Raw genomic sequence first — 18693 nt, 5'->3', positions numbered from 1 at the left:
ACTTCTTTACCAGCAGCTTGCTGATCAGCGTGATAACTTGAGCGCACAAAAGGCCCACACGCTGCGTGTGTAAAGCCTATTTCATCCGCATAATCTTTTAGGGCATCAAACTCTACTGGTGGTACATAGCGCTTTACAGGTAGGTGGTGTTTAGATGGTTGTAAGTACTGACCAACGGTAAGCATATCCACATTGTGTTCACGTAAATCGCGCAGCACTTCTTCGATTTCTGACATTTCTTCACCTAAGCCTACCATCAAACCAGATTTGGTTTTAACGTTAGGATGGGCTTCTTTAAAGCGGCGTAATAGTTCTAAAGACCACTTATAGTCTGCACCAGGTCTTGCCAGCTTGTATAAACGTGGGGCGGTTTCTAAGTTGTGGTTAAATACATCCGGTGGTGTTTGCGTTAAGATCTCAAGTGCACGGTCCATTCGACCCCTAAAGTCAGGCACAAGGATTTCAATGGTAATATCTGGGTTGTGCTTACGAATTGCAGTGATGCAGTCAGCGAAATGCTGTGCGCCGCCGTCACGAAGATCGTCTCTATCTACCGAAGTAATGACCACATAGCTTAACTTCATGTCTTTAATTGTCAGTGCGAGCTTTTCTGGCTCTTCAGCGTCGGGCTTCAGTGGACGGCCGTGAGCAACATCGCAAAATGGGCAACGACGAGTACAGATAGCACCCAAGATCATAAAGGTCGCTGTACCGTGGTTAAAGCATTCTGATAGATTAGGGCAAGATGCCTCTTCGCATACTGAGTGAAGGCCATGCTTACGCATCGCTTGTTTGATACCGTCGATACGCTCGCTTGATTTTGGTAAGCGGATTTTAAGCCACTCAGGCTTTCTTAGCATTTCCTGTGGTTCAGTTGGGAGTACTTTTACTGGGATCAATGCCATCTTTTCAGCATCGCGAAGCTTTACCCCTGGCTCCATTTTTACTGGTTTACTCATTCGTTTTCAAACCCTTCAGTTTGCTCAACATGTTGCGCATTGAGTCGCTTCAACATGTGTTTGACTAGCCCATTACCAACCTCAACCATAGAGTCTGGGCCGTTTAATTCGCTGGTTTGTACCATATTCATGCCGGCATAACCGCATGGATTAATTCTTAAAAAAGGCGACATATCCATGTTTACATTTAAAGCCAAGCCATGAAAAGAGCAGCCACGACGAACCCTAAGTCCAAGTGACGCTATTTTACTCTCACCAACGTACACGCCCGGTGCGTCGGCTTTGGCGTAAGCGTTAATATCATGTTCTGCTAGAAAATCGATGATACATTCTTCTAGCCAGGTTACCAGTTCTCTGACACCGATTTTTAAACGTCTCAGATTGAATAATACGTACATCATTTGCTGACCTGGGCCGTGGTAGGTAACTTGGCCGCCCCGATCAACTTTTATGACTGGAATGTCACCGGGGGCTAACAGGTGTTCATCTTTACCTGCTTGGCCTTGGGTGAAGACTGGTTGGTGTTCGACCAGCCAAATCTCATCCGCGCTATCATCGTTACGCTCGTCGGTAAAACTTTGCATTTTTTGCCAAATAGGCTCATAGCTGCGCCGACCCAGTTGACGAACAATGACGGTATGTTGACTCATAATCGATCTTTAAATTAGTTACAGTACGTAACGTACGTCTTCAAGGGAGCCAATTTCAGTGTAGATCTGTTCAATGTGCTCTTTAGAAGTCACGGTCGCTACAACAGTAATTGATTCATACGTGCCTTTGCTACTTGGCTTTACTTTTGGTGCGTAGTCGCCAGGCGCGATGGCCTGTAATTTAGTTAGCACTTGATCCGTAAGGTTTACGTTTGCAACACCCATAATTTTAAATGTGAATGGGCATGGGAATTCTAAGTACTCATCAAACTTAGTATTTTTTACTGGCTTTACCACAACGATGTCCTCACTACTGGAACTGGCTTGCAAAATGTTCAAGCCTGGCTAATCGAGTTAGTTGTCCTAACCCTGAATAATGGCGGCATTCTACCATTTTTATGACAAAAAAAAACGCCTCCATAGGGAGGCGTTTATTTATACTTTTAAAATTATTGCATGATCTGTAAACGTAGGTAGTCGTATATTTTGCTAAAGAAGCTACCTTCGCCCACTTCTTCAAGTGTCACCAGAGGGTATTGAGCAATTTCTTCGCCTTCTAGTTGTAAGAATAATGTGCCAACCTTAGTACCTTTAGCGATCGGTGCTTCCAACGTTTTGTCTAACTCAAAATTAGCTTTCAAGTTCTTACGTTGTCCGCGCGGAATGGTTACTGGAGTATCTTGCAAAATACCTAAAGATACAGTTTCTTTATTACCCATCCAGATGCGTTGTTCTGCGAAGCTGTCGCCGGCTTTGTAAGGTGTAATTGTTTCAAAGAATCTAAATCCGTAGTTCAGTAGTTTTTTACTTTCTACTTTACGTGCGCGTTCACTTGCCGTGCCCATCACAACAGCAATAAGACGCATGTCATCTTTAACTGCTGATGTTACAAGGCTGTAACCTGCCTCTGACGTGTGGCCTGTCTTGATACCATCTACCTCAAGACTTGCATCCCATAATAAGGTGTTACGGTTATATTGCTTTATACCGTTGTACGTAAAAGACTTTTCTTTATATAGCGCATACTCATCCGGCACGTCACGGATCAACGCTGCACCCAATGTAGCCATATCGCGCGGTGTTGTGTAATGCTCGTCGGTATCAAGACCATGACTGTTTATAAAATGGGTATTGGTCATACCTAACTTTTCTGCGTGTGCGTTCATAAGATCAGCAAACGCACTTTCACTGCCAGCAATGTGCTCAGCCATCGCTACACAAGCATCGTTGCCTGATTGAATGATGATACCGCGATTTAGGTCATCAACGCTGACCTGCTTGCCCACTTCAATGAACATTTTTGAAGATTCAGGGAAGTTCTTTGCCCAGGCTTTTTCGCTGATAGTCACCATGTCTGAGCCAGAAATATTACCAGCATTAATTTCTGTACCAATCACATAGCTGGTCATCATTTTAGTTAAACTGGCAGGTGCGAGTTTGGTATCGGCTTCACCTTCAGCAATGACTTTGCCTGTGGTGAAATCTACTAAAAAGTAACCTTTAGCATTAACTTGAGGAGGTGATGGCAGGATTTGTGCGTTAGCTGCAAAAATAGTAGCAGAACACACAAGGCCGCAAAGTTGAGTGATAAATTTCGATTTTAATAAAGTCATTATGCTCGCAATTTTAATTTAGTTAGTCAGCGTCACCGCAATATTCTAAAGTTGTTGTTCACTATAAAGCAAGAAGGCTTGGCTAAATTCGCCTTTTCGCAAGCTATTCAGTACAGATTGTGCCTGATTATCATCTTGCATTGGTCCTAAACGCAGCTTGTACAGTCCATTTTCCAATGTGATGACATTACTAAGAGCCATTTTTTGCTCTAGAGCATTAGCCATCATTTGGATTTTGTCTAGTTGACTGCCAGCAGCTACTTGAATATAGGTTAAGCGGGGTGCTTTTCTTGCTAGGGTAATCGCCTCTACCTTAACTTTGGCTGTACCATTTAAGTGATAGCCCAGTTTGTATGCAGCAGCGTAGGATAGGTCAATAATTCTATCGTCGTGAAATGGACCTCGGTCATTTACTCTTACAATGGCACTTTTGCCATTGTTTAAGTTTGTCACTTTAACAAAACTTGGCAGTGGCAGAGTCTTGTGCGCGGCTGTCATGTCGAACATATCGAATACTTCGCCATTAGAAGTGTGATAACCGTGAAATTTTCTGCCATACCATGAAGCGGTGCCTTGCTCTTTGTAACCGTGCTCATCAGCCATTGGTGTGTAGCGTTTGCCTAGTACCACATAAGGACGTCCGGTGCTGGCGCTTTTAGCTTCGTTGGTCACTATCGCATCTTGCATTTCAAGCTCAGTGGGTGCTCGAAGTGGCGCTTTGTCATGTTTGATATGATAACGGCTGCTACATGCGCTCAGCAGCAAAAGCAGCAAAATACCTAAACCCAAGTGTAACGTCTTTTTACTCATGATTTTAAAAGCATCCTCTTGTCTGTTGCGATAGACATAATAATGCCAAATCCGGCCATCAAGGTCACCATTGAGGTTCCTCCATAGCTTATGAGTGGTAAAGGTACGCCCACAACGGGTAGTAACCCAGACACCATGCCAATATTCACAAATATATAGACAAAGAATGTTAAGGTCAGTGCGCCAGCTAATAATTTACTAAATGCATCTTGTGCTCTGACTGCAATGTATAAACCTCGTCCAATAATAAACAAATAGAGGCTGAGCAATATCACTACACCAAACAGCCCGAATTCTTCACTCAGGACGGAGAATATGAAGTCAGTATGTCGCTCTGGTAAAAACTCCAATTGAGATTGCGTTCCCTGTAACCAGCCTTTACCTTCAATGCCACCAGAACCAATGGCAATCTTAGATTGGATAATATGATATCCAGCACCAAGCGGGTCACTTTCTGGGTTTAGGAATGTTAATACGCGTTGTTGCTGATAGGCATGCATACCATAATGCCAAAAAGCAAAGCCTGCAGGGCCTGCTAGTAGCGCAAATATGCCTATAAGCTGCCAGCTTAAGCCTGATAAAAACAGCACGAAAATCCCTGAGCTGGCGATAAGAATAGAAGTTCCTAAGTCGGGTTGTTCTTTGATTAATATGGTTGGCACCATAACGATGACAAAGCCTACGACCAGATTCCAGAGGCTTGGCGGTAGTCGGTTTTGGCCTATGTACCATGCAACCATCATAGGCACGGCTATCTTCATAATCTCAGAGGGCTGAAATCGTGTAACACCGAGATCTAGCCAGCGTTGCGCCCCTTTACTGCTCACACCGACAAACAACACGGCAACGAGCATTGCTAGACCAATTAAGTACATGGGAATAACAATACGTTTCAAGGTAATAGGGGAGAGCTGTGCCATAAACAACATGGCGATGATGGCGCCAGCCATACGCGTGCCATGGCGTATCATCATATTAATGTCTTGACCGCTGGCACTATAAACGACGGTTAAACTGCCTACCATCATTAACATAAGTGCCAACAATAAGGGCCAGTCTAGGTGCACGATTTGCCAAATTGTACGTCGATTATGTAACGGGGTCATTGCGCCTCCGTTTCAAGTGGGTACGCAGAAAAGTAATAATCCATAATTTGCCTAGCGATTGGGGCTGCAATAGACCCACCCCCTGCTTTTTGGTTTTCAACTATGATGGCAACAACTATTTGCGGGTCATCAAACGGCGCGAAGCCGGTGTAAACTGCATTGTCACGATGTCGCTCTTTAAGCTTCTTCGCATCATACTTCTCGCCTTGTGCGATACTAACAACCTGTGCCGTACCTGTTTTTCCCGCAGGGTCATAGGTCACGCCCTGAAAAGCCTTATGGGCCGTACCTGTGGTTTTTTTCACTGTGTTATGCATGGCATCCAACGCTATTTGCCAATGGCGTGGGTTTTTAAGCTGCACTGGTGGTTTTTCTTCGGTGAACAGTTGTTTGATGTTTTCTTCTTGTCTTGCAACTTGCACTAAGTGCGGTTGACGATGAGCACCACGATTTACCAAAATACTCAGAGAATTGGCTATTTGGATGGGAGTTGCAGTCCAATAGCCTTGGCCGATACCAACAGAAATTGTATCACCGGGCCACCAGTTCTCTTTAAACCTGGCGCGTTTCCAATCGACTGTAGGCAGTATTGCTGTAGTTTCTTCATGAATATCAATACCTGAGAGATCGCCAAAACCGAACTGATCCATAAAGTCTGCGATCTTGCTGATGCCTAGCTTGTACGCAATTCGATAGTAATAGGTATCACATGACTCCTCGATGGCGCGATACACATCAACGTGTCCGTGGCCCCAGCGCAGCCAGTCTCGCCATTTATGGTCCACATTAGGAATTTGAAAAAAGCCTGGGTCCCAAATTTCAGTATCCTCGGTCACGATGCCTTCTTCTAAACCCAAAATCGCAAGGTGCGGTTTTATGGTGGATGCAGGAGCGTAGCGGCCCTGAGTAACACGGTTGATAAGCGGTCTATCTTCATTGAGCAGCTTTTTATAATCTTCACTGCTGATACCGTGTACGAACAAGTTAGGGTCATAGCTTGGGTTGGAGTACATGGCTAAAATACCTCCATCTTTTGGATCGATGGCAACCACTGCGCCTCTGGTATCTTTTAAAGCATGTTGTGCGATTTGTTGCAGACCAATATCCAGTGTAAGGACTAAGTCTTGACCGGGAACAGGTGGCTCAACACTGAGCGTGCGTAATACTCGGCCACGGTTATTTACTTCAACGCGCTGTGATCCCACAATGCCATGTAACTGCTCTTCATAGTACTTTTCAATTCCACGCTTGCCGATATCGTGAGTTGCGCGGTAATTGGTTGCTCTGTCATCCATCTCAAGCTCGGCCAGCTCTTTTTTGTTGAGCTTGGCAACGTAACCAAGCGCGTGAGTGAGCGTATCGCCAAATGGATAGTGTCGAGATAAACGGGCTTCAATACTAAAGCCTGGAAATTTATGCTGGTTAACAGAGAAAATAGCAACTTCTTGTTCGTTCAAACGGGCTTTAAGTACTTGGCTTTTGAAGCGACGGTTGTTGCGTATGTCCTCTAAAAACTCTTTGATTAGTTGATCTGTGATAGGGATCAACTTACTTAGTCGCTGTAAGCTCTGCGTTAAATCTTCTACATCTTCTGGAACTACTTCGAGGTTGTAAACAGGGCGGTTTTCGGCAAGCAAGACGCCATTTCTGTCGTAGATCAGCCCTCGGTTGGGCGCGACAGGAATAACTTTTATACGGTTATCGTTAGAGCGGGTTTTGTAGGTATCATAGTCTACAACTTGCAGGTTGTAGACATTCATCAATAAGATACCTATTAAAGAAACAACAAAAATAAAGCCGATAAATGCGCGACGGGCAAATAGATTTGCTTCAGCAGAATGATCGCGGATCGTAGGCCTTTTTTTCAGCATCGTCTATTAACTATTCTCTATGATAAGGGTGGTTGTTGTTCAAGCTCCATCCACGATAGAGGCTCTCAGCAACAATAATACGCACCAATGGGTGCGGCAAAGTTAAAGTCGATAATGACCACTTTTGCTCGGATGCTGCGATACATTCTGGGGCTAAGCCTTCAGGGCCACCAATTAGCAAGCTAACATCACGGCCATCTAGCTGCCATTTTTGCATATTACTGGCCAGTTGGTGAGTATCCCATGGTTTACCTGTTACTTCGAGTGTAACAATGCGATTACCCTTAGGAATAGCAGCTAACGTTTTTTCACCCTCAAGCTGTAAGATGCGCTTTATATCGGCATTTTTCCCACGCTTTCCTGCTGGGATCTCGATTAATTCCAGTGGCATATCTTTTGGAAAGCGTCGTTGATACTCTTTAAAGCCAGTTTCTACCCAAGCGGGCATTTTAGTTCCAACAGCAACTAACTGAATCTTCAAAGTCTAGCCCCAAAGTTTTTCAAGGTCATAGAGGCTTCTGGTTTGATCTTGCATCACGTGTACAACCACATCACCGAGATCAACCAACACCCATTCACCAACATCTTGACCTTCTTGGCCTATCAGGTCTTCGCCAGCGTGGCGAGCTTCTTTTGCAACATGCTCTGCGATTGACTGTACATGACGTTTTGAGTTGCCTGAGCAAACAATCATATAATCCGTGACGGAAGATACGCCACGTACATCTAGCTTCACGACATCACGGGCTTTCATATCGTCAACTTTGTCTAGGGCAAAGTCTAAAAGTTGTTCAGAATTCAAGTGTATTTCTCTTCACTAAATAAAATAATCGGCGATTCTATCACAGCATACGCGCTTATTCAGCATACAGGTGGTGTTCATTAACGTAGTTTCTGACCTTTTCATCGAGCAAATGTTCCGTATTTTCTCTATCTTTTATGCGTTTACGTATTTCGCTTGACGCCGCGTCAAATTTTTTACCGGATAGAAAGTAACATAACCCTGCACGTTTATGATGTAAGGCATACTTATCTAGCGTATGAGATTGAGCCAGATAGTCGGCCAGCTCTGGTGCTGTTGATTGTATTTCACCAGGTCGTTGATAGACCACAATATGGCAAAGCTTGATGACTTCTTGCCATTTATACCAGCTAGGCAGGCTGTTAAAAGAGTCCATGCCCATTAGGAATATCAACGGTGTATTTGGGTGCTCAGTGCGGCACTCTTGCAATGTGAGCTGTGAATATGAAGGTCCCTGTCTATTGAGCTCTCTATGATCGATTTTAAACTTGGGGTTATCATCGATAGCCAGTGACAGCATCGCCAAACGGTGGTCATCGGTTATACCTGGTTGTGCTTTATGTACAGGTACGGCACACGGTAAAAAATGTAGTGTATCCAGACACAATTCGGCCATGCATTGGTTTGCCATATTAATGTGTCCGAGATGGATAGGATCGAATGTACCGCCAAATAATGCAATCATAAACAGTGCTTAGCTTGATAGTTGGTGAGGCAATGAAAAGTTTACAGGCTGACAAAATGCCAGCGCAATATGTGCTAGCGCTTGATAGGGCGCGATCATCTGGGCACGTTTATAAGCTGAATCAAATTGAGCGAGCAGATTGATAAGATTTTCTATCTGAACAAGTGTTAAGCGGTCGAGTGCCTGTGATGTGGCAGCTTGCTGGTTCTTCCAGATACCATGTTGCTTAAAAAGCTGGGCGGTATTTTGGCCCGCTTGCATGCCTTGCTTAATGGCCAGTAAGGTTTGTGCTTCTTTATTTAAGGTCCAGACAATACTTGTTGGTTCAACGTTGTCATCTGCCAGCTTGAGCATGACTTTAATGACTTGTTTGGCGTTGCCACTTAGTAGCGCAGTGTTGAGATCGAAAATATCGAACTTGGCTTGGTTAAGCAGTCCTGTTAGCACTTGGGACTGTTCGATGGGTTCTGATTTGTATAATAAAGAGAGCTTTTCTAATTCTTGGTACGTCGCAAACAAGTTACCCTCGGTTGCCCCCAGTAAGCTGCGCTTTGCATCGACGGTAAGGTTTAACTTTAGGTGTTTACACTGCTCATCTAACCAACGGCTCAGATGATTTCCTGTGAGCACATAACAGGGCACAAATACACCGTGCTTGTCCAAGGCCTTAAACCAAGCTGTACGTTGAATATCCAGACCCGCTTTGGCCCCTTTTAAGATCAAGATCACATCGGGGTTAGGGTTCTCACTCAGTGACTTAAAAATTTGGCTGCCTTGAGTGCCAGGTTTTTGCTGATTTAGGTCAAACTCGATAATGGTTCGTGCACTAAATAGTGACATGCTGTTGTACTGGGCGATAAGCTCTTGCCAGTCAAACCCCGGTAACAAGTTAAACTTGATGACTTCATCGAAGCCTTGTTTTTTTGCTACCTGCTTTATTTCCAGTACACAATTAGCCTCTTGAAAAGGCTCTTCACCAAACACCATATAAAACGGCGCAAGGGAGCGCTTTAACTGTGGGGTTAGTTGGTTTGCATAACAGCGCATTACAGTTGAGATAGCTCGCGAACAATACGTTTACTGGCAAGTTGACGCAGCTCGTTTAGGAGCAATTCCAGCTCTTTTGCCTTGGCCAGTGCGTTGTCAGGATCATCTTGGTAATTTCTATATAACTCAAAACGTTGTTCAACAGGCTCCTGATTGGGGCGGGTTAAACGATATGATACGCCGTAAGCCAGCTGATACTGCGCAACCTGACCATTTTTAAACAAACTGAGTGTTTGACGCTCCAAGGTATCACGATACAGGTGTAGTTGTACGAGTTGATTATCATTTTGGGTCTTATCAACCAGTTCTACTTGAGCTTGCTGAAGATCATTGACGAGCAGCTCATACAGTTCGGCACGTTTATCGTCACCACTGAGTACGAGAGTGCGCATCTCAACAGGCAGGTAAGAGGCCTTCTTTAAATGAAAGCCACAACCTGACAGCAAAACACAGACTAGCGCAAGCGCTAATCCGTGTTTGATCAAGATACTAAGACGCATCTTAGTTCGCCACCACGTTAAGTAGCTTACCCGGCACGTAGATCACCTTGCGAATGGTCTTGTCATCGGTGAACTTAGTCACGTTTTCATCAGCAAACGCTAGCGCTTCAACTTGCTCTTGGTTAGCGTCAGCAGCTACAGTTAATTTAGCGCGAAGCTTACCGTTAACTTGTACGATGATTAGCTTTTCGTCTTCAACTAATGCAGCCTCATCAACCACAGGCCATGCAGCGTCAAGAATATCATTCTCGTTGCCTAACTGAGCCCATAATTCATGACACATATGTGGCGTGATTGGTGCAAGCATAATAACGATCGCGTTAAGCGCTTCATTGGCTAGGGCGATATCTTGCTCGTCATTAAGCGGTGCCTTAGCTAGCTTATTCGATAGTTCCATGATCGCCGCAATTGCGGTGTTGAACGTCTGACGACGTGATAAATCATCCGTCACTTTAGCAATTGTTTTGTGAATTTCGCGGCGCAATGCTTTTTGGTTACTGTTTAGCGCTGCCACATTAAGCTGTGCCTTACCTGCAGCGTTAACATCAACAGCATATTTCCACACACGTTTTAAGAAGCGATGTGCACCTTCAACGCCTGAGTCTGACCATTCAAGCGTTTGCTCAGGTGGCGCGGTAAACATCATGAATAAACGTACGGTGTCTGCACCGTATTGTTTAATAACCGTTTGTGGGTCAATACCATTGTTCTTTGACTTAGACATCTTGCTCATGCCCGCAGAGAATACTGGTTGCCCGTCTTCTTTATGCCATGCTTTGGTGACGCGGCCTTTCTCATCCGTTTCTGTTTGTACATCGGTAGGAGAGATCCAAATATCGCCGCCTTTCTCATCTTTACGATAAAACGTATCGGCCAATACCATGCCCTGACAAAGTAGGCGCTCAAACGGCTCATCTGAGTTAACCAAACCAAAGTCACGTAGTAGCTTGTGGAAGAAGCGAGAATACAACAAGTGTAGAATCGCGTGCTCAATACCACCGATGTATTGGTTTACAGGTAACCAATAGTTTGCCGCGCCAGGCTCTAACATGCCTTCGTCATAACGAGGACTACAGTAACGAGCATAGTACCAAGATGATTCCATGAAGGTGTCGAACGTATCAGTTTCATGAAATGCAGGTTGCCCATTTACCGTGGTTTTTGCCCACTCTGGATCTGCTTTAATTGGCGAAGTCACGCCGTTCATCACTACGTCTTCAGGTAGGCGCACCGGTAGCATATCGTCTGTTGCTGCAAGCTCCTGACCATTTTCATCGCTTAGCATTGGGATCGGCGAACCCCAATAACGCTGACGGCTTACCCCCCAGTCGCGTAGGCGGTAGTTAACCTTGCGCTTACCAGCATTGAGAGATTCTAGTTTGTCAGCAATAGCATTGAATGCGCCTTCAAAATTAAGACCATCAAACTCACCCGAGTTGATCAACACGCCTTTTTCTGTGAACGCTTCTTTGCTTAAATCAGCGATGAGATCTGAGCCTGCTTCTGGAGATATTACTTGTTTTATTTCTAGGCCATAAGCTGTTGCAAATTCAAAGTCACGTTGGTCGTGGCCAGGCACTGCCATCACGGCACCTGAACCATAATCCATCAATACGAAGTTTGCGACCCAAATTGGCACTTCTTGACCTGTTAGCGGGTGAATGGCTTTAAAGCCTGTATCAATGCCTTTTTTGTCCATGGTTGCCATATCAGCTTCAGCAACCTTGGTGTTTTTACATTCTTCAACGAATGCAGCAACTGCTGCGCTGTTTTTAGCCGCTTCTTGGGCAATCGGGTGTGCTGCTGCGATACCCACATAAGTGACACCCATAAACGTATCAGGACGTGTGGTGTATACCGTAAACACTTCGCTGTTGTCTGCACGTTTGAAGTCTATTTCTAAACCTTCAGAGCGGCCAATCCAGTTGCGTTGCATGGTTTTCACCTGCTCTGGCCAATCATCAAGTTTGTCTAAATCATCGAGTAGCTCTTGCGCGTAGTCAGTAATTTTAATAAACCACTGCGGGATCTCTTTTTGCTCAACAATTGCCCCCGAGCGCCACCCCCTGCCGTCAATAACCTGCTCATTAGCCAATACGGTTTGGTCAACAGGGTCCCAGTTAACGGTAGACATTTTTTTGTATACTAAGCCTTTTTCATAAAGCTTGGTGAAGAACCATTGCTCCCACTTGTAATATTCAGGATGACAAGTGGCGATTTCACGGTCCCAGTCGTAGCCAAAGCCTAATTGCTTTAGTTGGTTACGCATGTAATCAATGTTCTCGTAAGTCCACTTGGCAGGTGCGGTGTTATTTTTTATTGCCGCGTTTTCAGCTGGTAAACCAAACGCATCCCAACCCATAGGCTGCATTACGTTTTTACCTTGCAGGCGCTGGAAGCGAGAGACTACGTCGCCTATGGTGTAGTTACGAACGTGACCCATGTGCAGACGACCACTTGGATATGGGAACATCGAGAGACAGTAATATTTCTCTTTGCTCTCGTCTTCGACGACTTTAAATGTCTTGTTATCTTCCCAATATTGTTGGACTTTTGACTCAATGTCTTGCGGGTTATATTGCTCTTGCATCTACGTTTCCAGACTTCTTGCAAATTGATAGAAAATTGCCCGATAGCATACCCGAATTTGACTAGCAATCACAGCACCTAAGGCGTAATTATTTTAGCCAATTGTTTGCACGTGAACGTATGTTTATCAGTGTGTGTAAGATCAGTTGTATAGAGGCTAAAAGGAGACCCTAAACCGAATGCCTTTTTACGTCGTTACAATCATTGCAAAAAGTAACGCAAAGAGCATGTATTTCTCGTAAATGAAAATGAGAGTGGTTCTTATTTTTGTTGATCTTTGTTGGTTTTCTCCATATTATATCGGCGCTTTTTAAATCATTATTATTCTAAATCCAGCAAGGATACCCATGTTAAAATCCACTCTCAGCATACTAGCGGTTTCTATAAGTACAGCGGCTATCGCAGATAACACGCGTGTTGAACACGCTAAAAATTCAGATATGGAACATGTTGTTGTTTCAGGAAGCCGAGTGTTTGAAAGCATTGATGAGGTACCGGCCTCAATTACCGTCATTAGCCAAAAGCAAATCGAAGAACATTTGCAGGTGAATCCTGAGTTGCAAAGTTTGCTGTCTCAAATCGTACCAGGTCTCGCCCCTGATACCGGTAGCTCAAGCAATACAGGTCAATCGTTGAGAGGAAGAGCGCCGTTGGTGATGATTGATGGGGTACCGCAGTCAACACCACTGCGTAACGGTTCCTTGGGAATTAAAACATTAGACCCAAGCGCTATCGCTCGTATTGAAGTGATCAAAGGGGCAACGTCTATCTATGGTAATGGTGCATCAGGTGGCATCATTAACTACATTACAAAACAGGCCAGAAGCGGTGAAAAGGCGAGCGGTGAAATGAGCATATCTAGCCGCTTTAGCGCCGTGAAAGTTGCAGAGAGTGCGGGTGGGCGTGTTTCAGGCGCTGTTAACGGCCGTGTTGAGCAATTTAGCTACTTAGTGACCGCCAGTTATGAAGAAAATGGGGTTCAGCGCGACGCTGAGGGTGACATTCTTGGTTTACAGTATGGCCTGTCAGATACTGTGACTGAAAACTACTTCACCAAACTGGGCTACGACCTTGATGAAGATAAGCAGATACAATTTAGCTATAACTTCTACAGCTCACAGCAAGAAACTGACTTGGGTGATGTATTTGGCAACATGAATTTGGGTGAAAAATCATATGCTATTCACATGCCGCCAGCCCAGCAAAAACAAGGTAAACCGCAAGGGCCAAAAGGCAATGAAAATGTGACTTTGAAATATACAGATCACGCCATTTTTGCGAACACACAGCTGACGCTTGATGCCTACAAGCAAGACATAGAGAATGTATTTTTCTTCTCACCTAGTCTTGCTAACCCAGATGAAGGTTATACGGGCGGACAATCAATCATCCGCTCTGAAAAGCAAGGTGCTAGGGCAACGTTTAATAGCTCAATAGATTTTAATGATAATGTGCAGGCTACATTTATCTACGGGGTGGATGCATTAAACGATGTTACCTCTCAACCGCTGGTTGATGGCAGAGTCTGGGTTCCAGAAATGGATATGGACAGCCTTGCTGGCTATTTGCAAACGAAATGGATTGTTGCTGATGATTTAGTGTTCAAAGCGGGAGTTCGAGAAGAAAGTATAGACATCGCGGTGGCAGATTACCGTACCTTGAAGCTGTGTCGCTCGGCGGATATCTGCTCTGTGCCCTTCGATGTAAAAGGTGATACGGTTAACCATGATGCGACCACATACAATGTGGGGGTAAAGTACAACGCCAGTGAAAAGTTCAGCCCATTCGCAAGCTACTCGCAAGGGTCTGATATTTCTGATATTGGTCGTTTACTGCGCAGTGCTACGGTAACAGATATCGCACAGATCCAAACTGAGGCGTCTATTATCGACAGCTATGAAGTTGGTTTTAATTCTCAGCTCGCAAAGCTTCGTTTTGAATTTGCAGCCTTCAAGAGCACCTCGGAACTGGGTACTGTTAATAAACTCAACAAGGAAACAGGTATTTATGAGCCAGTACGTGCGCCACAGCGAATTTGGGGCTACGAAGCATTGGTTGACTATCCAATCACCGCCACTTTAAAACTCAATGCCACATATAGTTATACAGAGGGTAAAAATACCAGCACGGACGAGTACTTAGGTTCTAAGCATATTAGTCCACCAAAGTTAACTGCCAACTTGAACTGGCAGCCACAAGATGGCCTGTCGATGACACTAAGCTGGTTACATGTTGGTGATAGAAAGCGTTTTGAGAAAAATGATAAAAATGAATATGGCTTAGATCAGGGCCCTGTTGATAGTTATGATGTTTTAAATTTCAGCGGTCAATATCAATTTGCCAATAACTGGCAAGGGTTTATCGGGGTTGAAAACCTATTGAATGCTGACTATTTCCCCGCACGAGCACAGTCTTACACCTATGGCGGCTACAATGTTAAAGGATTAGGCACAACCGTCACATTAGGCATGAAATATCAGTTTTAGCCTATAACAGGGTTTACCGAATATATTCGGTAAACCCTAATACATTGAATAGCATAACTGGTCTACACTTATCAAAAGAGGCATTTGATTAGGAGTGTAGTAATGGCTGATTATCAAAAATGGCTCAGTCAGTTTACTGATTGGCTAAAGGATGTAAAAGAGCATGAAGTCGATGATCTCGTCGAAAAATTCATGGAACATCAACAAGCTTTAAAAAACCTATCGCAAGAAAAGTTAGCTACATACAAACGCTACTTACGCCGAGATCTGGCCCACCTAAAAGACTACAACAAGTATTATGATGATTTAGCCTGGCAAGAGCTTAAAGCGTCGATATGGTACGAGTTGGCTCAATTAGAAGACAGAACGCAGCTGGAATGGCATTCGCTGTTACAAGACTTTGATCACAAAGGCACGTACAAGCAAGGAGAATGGATAGCCATGGGGCAATTAGTATGTAAGAATTGTGGCAATAAATCGGATGTGTTTTATGCCAGTGAAATTATGCCTTGTTCTGAATGCGGACACGGTGAGTTTGTGCGTAGAGCGTTGTCCCCATAGAACCTAACCCAATAGTAGTTAGCGTTGAGAAATAAGAAGTTAGGAATGACCAAAAAAATATCGCCATTATCTACCGACGCGCTAGCGCCGTCGGTTTCTGTTACCCATGTTCAATCATGTATGCAAAACCCTTACCCCGAGGCGCTTCCGTTCATTGGTCAACAACGAGCACAAAGTGCTTTGGACTTTGCTTTGGGTATGGAATTGCCAGGTTACAACGTGTTTGTGATGGGGGAGGCCGCGCTTGGTCGTTTTACTATGGTAAAAGACAAGCTTGAAGCGCACAGCAAAACCCGTCCTACACCAAAAGAATGGTTATACGTTAATAACTACGACGATCACCGTGAGCCTATCGCAATGTTTATGCAAGCGGGTCAGAGTAAAGAGCTTGCGGACGATATCGACGAGTTTTTGGATGAAGTTGCTGATACATTTCCAGCCGCCTTTGATAACCCAGGCTATCAGCGCAAAAAAAAGTCGATAGATAGAGACTTTGACAACAAATACAATGCAGCGTTAACCGCGGTTGAACAACTTGCGGCGGAGAAAAGTGTTGCCCTGCTTGAGGAAAGTAATTTAGTTGGGTTTGCACCCGTTGTGAATGGTAAACAGTTGGACGACAACGAGTTTGCTGCACTAGATGAGCATCTTCAAGCCCACTTTATTAACGCCATTGAAAAGTTAGAAGATGCGTTGATCGAAGCTTTGCTTGAGCTGCCTCGATGGAAGCGCGAGTCATCGGAAAAGCTACGTAACTTAAAAAAGTCTACGGTCGAGATGGCCACCAAACCGCTGTTAAGAACCTTGGAGCATAAGTATGCCAGTCACATTGGTGTAGTGCGTTACCTGAAAGATTTACGCACCGAAATCGTTGATGCGGTGCTTGAGTGGCTAGACGACGATGCAAGCAGCGAAGAAAACAAAGATGACTTTGATGCGAAGGGAATGCTGAACGACTTTTTTGCACCAAACATTTTGGTCGAATACAAAGACGATGACCCAGCCCCTGTAGTGTACGAGCCCAACCCGACCTTTGGTAATATTTTTGGCAAAGTGGAGTATGCCACTTCGCAAGGGACTTTGATAACCAGTTATCGTTCAATTCAAGCCGGTGCACTGCACAGAGCAAATGGTGGCTATTTGATCATGGATGCTGAGAAGGTACTCGCCAATCCTCAGGTGTGGGATGGCCTAAAATTGTCTTTGAAAACCCACCAGATCAAAAATGATTTGCCATATCAAGACAATTCAGTCGGTAGCAGTTTTACCTTAAAGCCTCAATTGATCCCACTTGATGTAAAAATCATTTTGTTAGGCTCACGAGATTTGTACTACACCATTGGTGAGTATGATGAAGAGTTTGCTGAGTTGTTCAGGGTGCTGGCCGATTTTGACTACTATTTGCCAAGCTCTGACAAGATGCAATATCAGTTTATTAGCAAAGTTCAAGAGTATGCTGCACAAACGCTTAACTGTACGCTTAGTGCACAGGCCTATGCACGCTTACTTAAATTTAGTTACCGACAGGCTGAACATCATACTAAATTATCGGCGCGTTTTGCTGATGTGTTGGAGCTAGTGGCGGAGGCAAGCTTTTATGCAAGGCAAGATGAAGTCACGCAGATTGGTTCTGAACATATTGATGAAGCGATAGCTGGTAAACAATACCGCACCGGTCAATTGAGTGAGAACATGCTTAGTGATATTCAAGAAGGCCATACTCTGATAGCCACGCAAGGCAAAGCGGTAGGTAAAGTAAATGGCTTAACGGTATTACATATTGGTGACACTGCCTTTGGTACACCCGCGCGGATCACCGCAACCGTGTATGCGGGTGCAGATGGCGTGGTAGATGTTGAAAGAGAGGCGGAACTGGGTAAAGCGATTCACTCAAAAGGGGTGATGCTACTGACCGGCTATTTGGGTAATAAATATGCGCAAAACTTTCCGCTTACCTTGAGTGCGAATATTGCCATCGAGCAAAGCTATGGTTATATCGATGGAGATAGCGCTTCTCTGGCTGAGCTGTGCGGACTTATCTCTGCGATAACCCAATTGCCTATCAATCAATCATTAGCACTGACGGGCTCGATTAACCAGCATGGTGAAGTGCAAGCAATCGGTGGTGTAAATGAAAAAATCGAAGGCTTCTTTAAACTTTGCAAAATGCGTGGCTTAACGGGTGAACAGGGCGTTATTATTCCTAATTCCAACCGTGTTAACTTGGTATTGGACGATGAGATTGTTGCAGCCGTAGCGGCAGGGCGTTTTAATATTTATGCCGTTGAAAGTGTAGATGAGGCGCTGACCTTACTAATGGATAAACCTGCTGGTGCACTAAAAGAGGGTGCATATCCAAAGGATAGTATCAATGGTATCGCGCTTGAGCGATTGCAGCATATTGCTAATGTGGTCAACGGTGAAGATAAAGACGAAGAGAAAGAAAGCGAAAAAGAGAAGGATGCGTAATGTCAACCACGAACATTATTTTACTTGTTGTTATTTTGGTGATGGCTGGGCTGGTTTACAAACAATCTAAACAGCAAAAGCAATCTGCGCAGTATAACCGCACTGCGGCAAAAGAGTTTTTAGAGCAAAATGCAAATAAGCCAAATATTAAAAGTACCGAGTCTGGTTTACAATACGAAGTGCTCACAGAGGGGAGTGGTCAGAGTCACCCAACGGCAAGTAGCAAAGTCAAGGTGCACTATCATGGCACTTTATTAGATGGTTCGGTATTTGACAGCTCTGTGCTACGTGATAGCCCAATAAGCTTTGGCTTAAATCAGGTGATCCCAGGCTGGACAGAAGGGGTACAGTTAATGAAAGAGGGCGATAAGTTTCGCTTTTTCATTAGTCCTGACTTAGGGTATGGCGACAGAGCTGCCGGAAAAATAGAGCCAGGCTCACTGCTGATTTTTGAGGTAGAGCTATTGGCGATTGAGTCATAACTGCTTGCATGTAACCGTGCCAAATAAAAAAGCCTGAGACTTGCTCAGGCTTTTTTATGTGTT

The 18693-nt window shown here is 44.4% G+C and carries 17 protein-coding genes; 4 read left to right on the top strand and 13 right to left on the bottom strand.

Annotated elements, in window-relative coordinates:
* The 13 genes from lipA to leuS all read right to left on the bottom strand — a co-directional run.
* Positions 1-959 (bottom strand): lipoyl synthase (gene lipA, locus L1070_RS16420; RefSeq protein WP_237126349.1); only part of this gene is annotated, 959 nt, incomplete at its 3' end.
* The gene (gene lipB / locus L1070_RS16415) at positions 956-1609 is read right to left on the bottom strand and encodes a lipoyl(octanoyl) transferase LipB (RefSeq protein ID WP_070987370.1); all 654 of its coding nucleotides are present in this window, start codon (positions 1607-1609) and stop codon (positions 956-958) included. The genes lipB and lipA, both read right to left, overlap by 4 nt.
* 18 nt (positions 1610-1627) lie before the next feature.
* Complete coding sequence (gene ybeD / locus L1070_RS16410) at positions 1628-1906, bottom strand: DUF493 family protein YbeD (protein ID WP_070987446.1); 279 nt, start codon at positions 1904-1906, stop codon at positions 1628-1630.
* A 152-nt stretch (positions 1907-2058) separates the two neighbouring features.
* Positions 2059-3222, bottom strand: coding sequence for a serine hydrolase (locus L1070_RS16405; RefSeq protein WP_237126348.1), 1164 nt, complete (start codon positions 3220-3222; stop codon positions 2059-2061).
* 45 nt (positions 3223-3267) lie between these two features.
* The gene (locus L1070_RS16400; RefSeq protein WP_237126347.1) at positions 3268-4032 is read right to left on the bottom strand and encodes a septal ring lytic transglycosylase RlpA family protein; all 765 of its coding nucleotides are present in this window, start codon (positions 4030-4032) and stop codon (positions 3268-3270) included.
* Positions 4029-5138: a rod shape-determining protein RodA gene (rodA, locus tag L1070_RS16395; RefSeq protein WP_070987364.1), complete on the bottom strand. Its 1110-nt coding sequence runs from the start codon at positions 5136-5138 to the stop codon at positions 4029-4031. Before rodA ends, L1070_RS16400 begins: the two co-directional genes overlap by 4 nt.
* The gene (gene mrdA / locus L1070_RS16390) at positions 5135-7009 is read right to left on the bottom strand and encodes a penicillin-binding protein 2 (protein ID WP_237126346.1); all 1875 of its coding nucleotides are present in this window, start codon (positions 7007-7009) and stop codon (positions 5135-5137) included. The genes rodA and mrdA overlap by 4 nt, the downstream gene beginning before the upstream one ends.
* A 10-nt stretch (positions 7010-7019) precedes the next feature.
* Positions 7020-7490: a 23S rRNA (pseudouridine(1915)-N(3))-methyltransferase RlmH gene (gene rlmH, locus L1070_RS16385; RefSeq protein ID WP_070987360.1), complete on the bottom strand. Its 471-nt coding sequence runs from the start codon at positions 7488-7490 to the stop codon at positions 7020-7022.
* 3 nt (positions 7491-7493) lie between these two features.
* Positions 7494-7811, bottom strand: a complete 318-nt coding sequence (rsfS, locus tag L1070_RS16380) for a ribosome silencing factor (protein ID WP_237126345.1) — start codon at positions 7809-7811, stop codon at positions 7494-7496.
* Positions 7812-7866: 55 nt separating this feature from the next.
* A complete protein-coding gene (gene nadD, locus L1070_RS16375) occupies positions 7867-8496 on the bottom strand; it encodes a nicotinate-nucleotide adenylyltransferase (protein ID WP_237126344.1) in 630 nt (209 codons plus the stop codon).
* A 9-nt stretch (positions 8497-8505) separates the two neighbouring features.
* Positions 8506-9543 carry a DNA polymerase III subunit delta gene (holA, locus tag L1070_RS16370; RefSeq protein WP_237126343.1) on the bottom strand — a complete coding sequence of 346 codons (1038 nt, stop codon included), beginning with the start codon at positions 9541-9543 and terminating at the stop codon, positions 8506-8508.
* Positions 9543-10043, bottom strand: coding sequence for an LPS assembly lipoprotein LptE (lptE, locus tag L1070_RS16365; RefSeq protein ID WP_070987352.1), 501 nt, complete (start codon positions 10041-10043; stop codon positions 9543-9545). The genes holA and lptE overlap by 1 nt, the downstream gene beginning before the upstream one ends.
* Before the next feature lies 1 nt (position 10044).
* Positions 10045-12633 (bottom strand): leucine--tRNA ligase, encoded by a 2589-nt coding sequence (gene leuS, locus L1070_RS16360; RefSeq protein ID WP_237126342.1) that lies wholly within the window; start codon positions 12631-12633, stop codon positions 10045-10047.
* Between the two features lie 346 nt (positions 12634-12979).
* On the opposite strand from leuS, the gene L1070_RS16355 reads away from it, so the two are divergent.
* From L1070_RS16355 to L1070_RS16340, 4 genes are all read left to right on the top strand, one after another.
* Positions 12980-15118: a TonB-dependent receptor gene (locus tag L1070_RS16355; protein ID WP_237126341.1), complete on the top strand. Its 2139-nt coding sequence runs from the start codon at positions 12980-12982 to the stop codon at positions 15116-15118.
* 102 nt (positions 15119-15220) lie between these two features.
* Positions 15221-15679, top strand: a complete 459-nt coding sequence (locus tag L1070_RS16350) for a zinc ribbon-containing protein (RefSeq protein WP_070987347.1) — start codon at positions 15221-15223, stop codon at positions 15677-15679.
* A 45-nt stretch (positions 15680-15724) separates the two neighbouring features.
* On the top strand, positions 15725-18148 hold the full coding sequence (locus L1070_RS16345; RefSeq protein ID WP_237126340.1) for an ATP-binding protein: 2424 nt from the start codon (positions 15725-15727) through the stop codon (positions 18146-18148).
* Positions 18148-18630 carry an FKBP-type peptidyl-prolyl cis-trans isomerase gene (locus L1070_RS16340; protein ID WP_237126339.1) on the top strand — a complete coding sequence of 161 codons (483 nt, stop codon included), beginning with the start codon at positions 18148-18150 and terminating at the stop codon, positions 18628-18630. Before L1070_RS16345 ends, L1070_RS16340 begins: the two co-directional genes overlap by 1 nt.
* Positions 18631-18693 lie beyond the last annotated feature (63 nt).

Origin of the sequence: Pseudoalteromonas sp. MMG022, assembly GCF_021654245.1 — a bacterium.
In the GTDB taxonomy this organism is placed as follows: Bacteria; Pseudomonadota; Gammaproteobacteria; order Enterobacterales; family Alteromonadaceae; genus Pseudoalteromonas; species Pseudoalteromonas amylolytica.
Note: the sequence above shows the minus strand (reverse complement) of the source record. Positions and strands in the feature narration are given on the sequence as shown.

Coding starts and splice junctions, on each gene's coding strand:
- L1070_RS16405 (WP_237126348.1), bottom strand. CDS start 3,222: ATGACTTTATTAAAATCGAAATTTATCACTCAACTTTGCGGCCTTGTG.
- L1070_RS16340 (WP_237126339.1), top strand. CDS start 18,148: ATGTCAACCACGAACATTATTTTACTTGTTGTTATTTTGGTGATGGCT.
- nadD (WP_237126344.1), bottom strand. CDS start 8,496: ATGATTGCATTATTTGGCGGTACATTCGATCCTATCCATCTCGGACAC.
- lipB (WP_070987370.1), bottom strand. CDS start 1,609: ATGAGTCAACATACCGTCATTGTTCGTCAACTGGGTCGGCGCAGCTAT.
- L1070_RS16350 (WP_070987347.1), top strand. CDS start 15,221: ATGGCTGATTATCAAAAATGGCTCAGTCAGTTTACTGATTGGCTAAAG.
- L1070_RS16400 (WP_237126347.1), bottom strand. CDS start 4,032: ATGAGTAAAAAGACGTTACACTTGGGTTTAGGTATTTTGCTGCTTTTG.
- holA (WP_237126343.1), bottom strand. CDS start 9,543: ATGCGCTGTTATGCAAACCAACTAACCCCACAGTTAAAGCGCTCCCTT.
- L1070_RS16355 (WP_237126341.1), top strand. CDS start 12,980: ATGTTAAAATCCACTCTCAGCATACTAGCGGTTTCTATAAGTACAGCG.
- L1070_RS16345 (WP_237126340.1), top strand. CDS start 15,725: ATGACCAAAAAAATATCGCCATTATCTACCGACGCGCTAGCGCCGTCG.
- lptE (WP_070987352.1), bottom strand. CDS start 10,043: ATGCGTCTTAGTATCTTGATCAAACACGGATTAGCGCTTGCGCTAGTC.
- rodA (WP_070987364.1), bottom strand. CDS start 5,138: ATGACCCCGTTACATAATCGACGTACAATTTGGCAAATCGTGCACCTA.
- mrdA (WP_237126346.1), bottom strand. CDS start 7,009: ATGCTGAAAAAAAGGCCTACGATCCGCGATCATTCTGCTGAAGCAAAT.
- leuS (WP_237126342.1), bottom strand. CDS start 12,633: ATGCAAGAGCAATATAACCCGCAAGACATTGAGTCAAAAGTCCAACAA.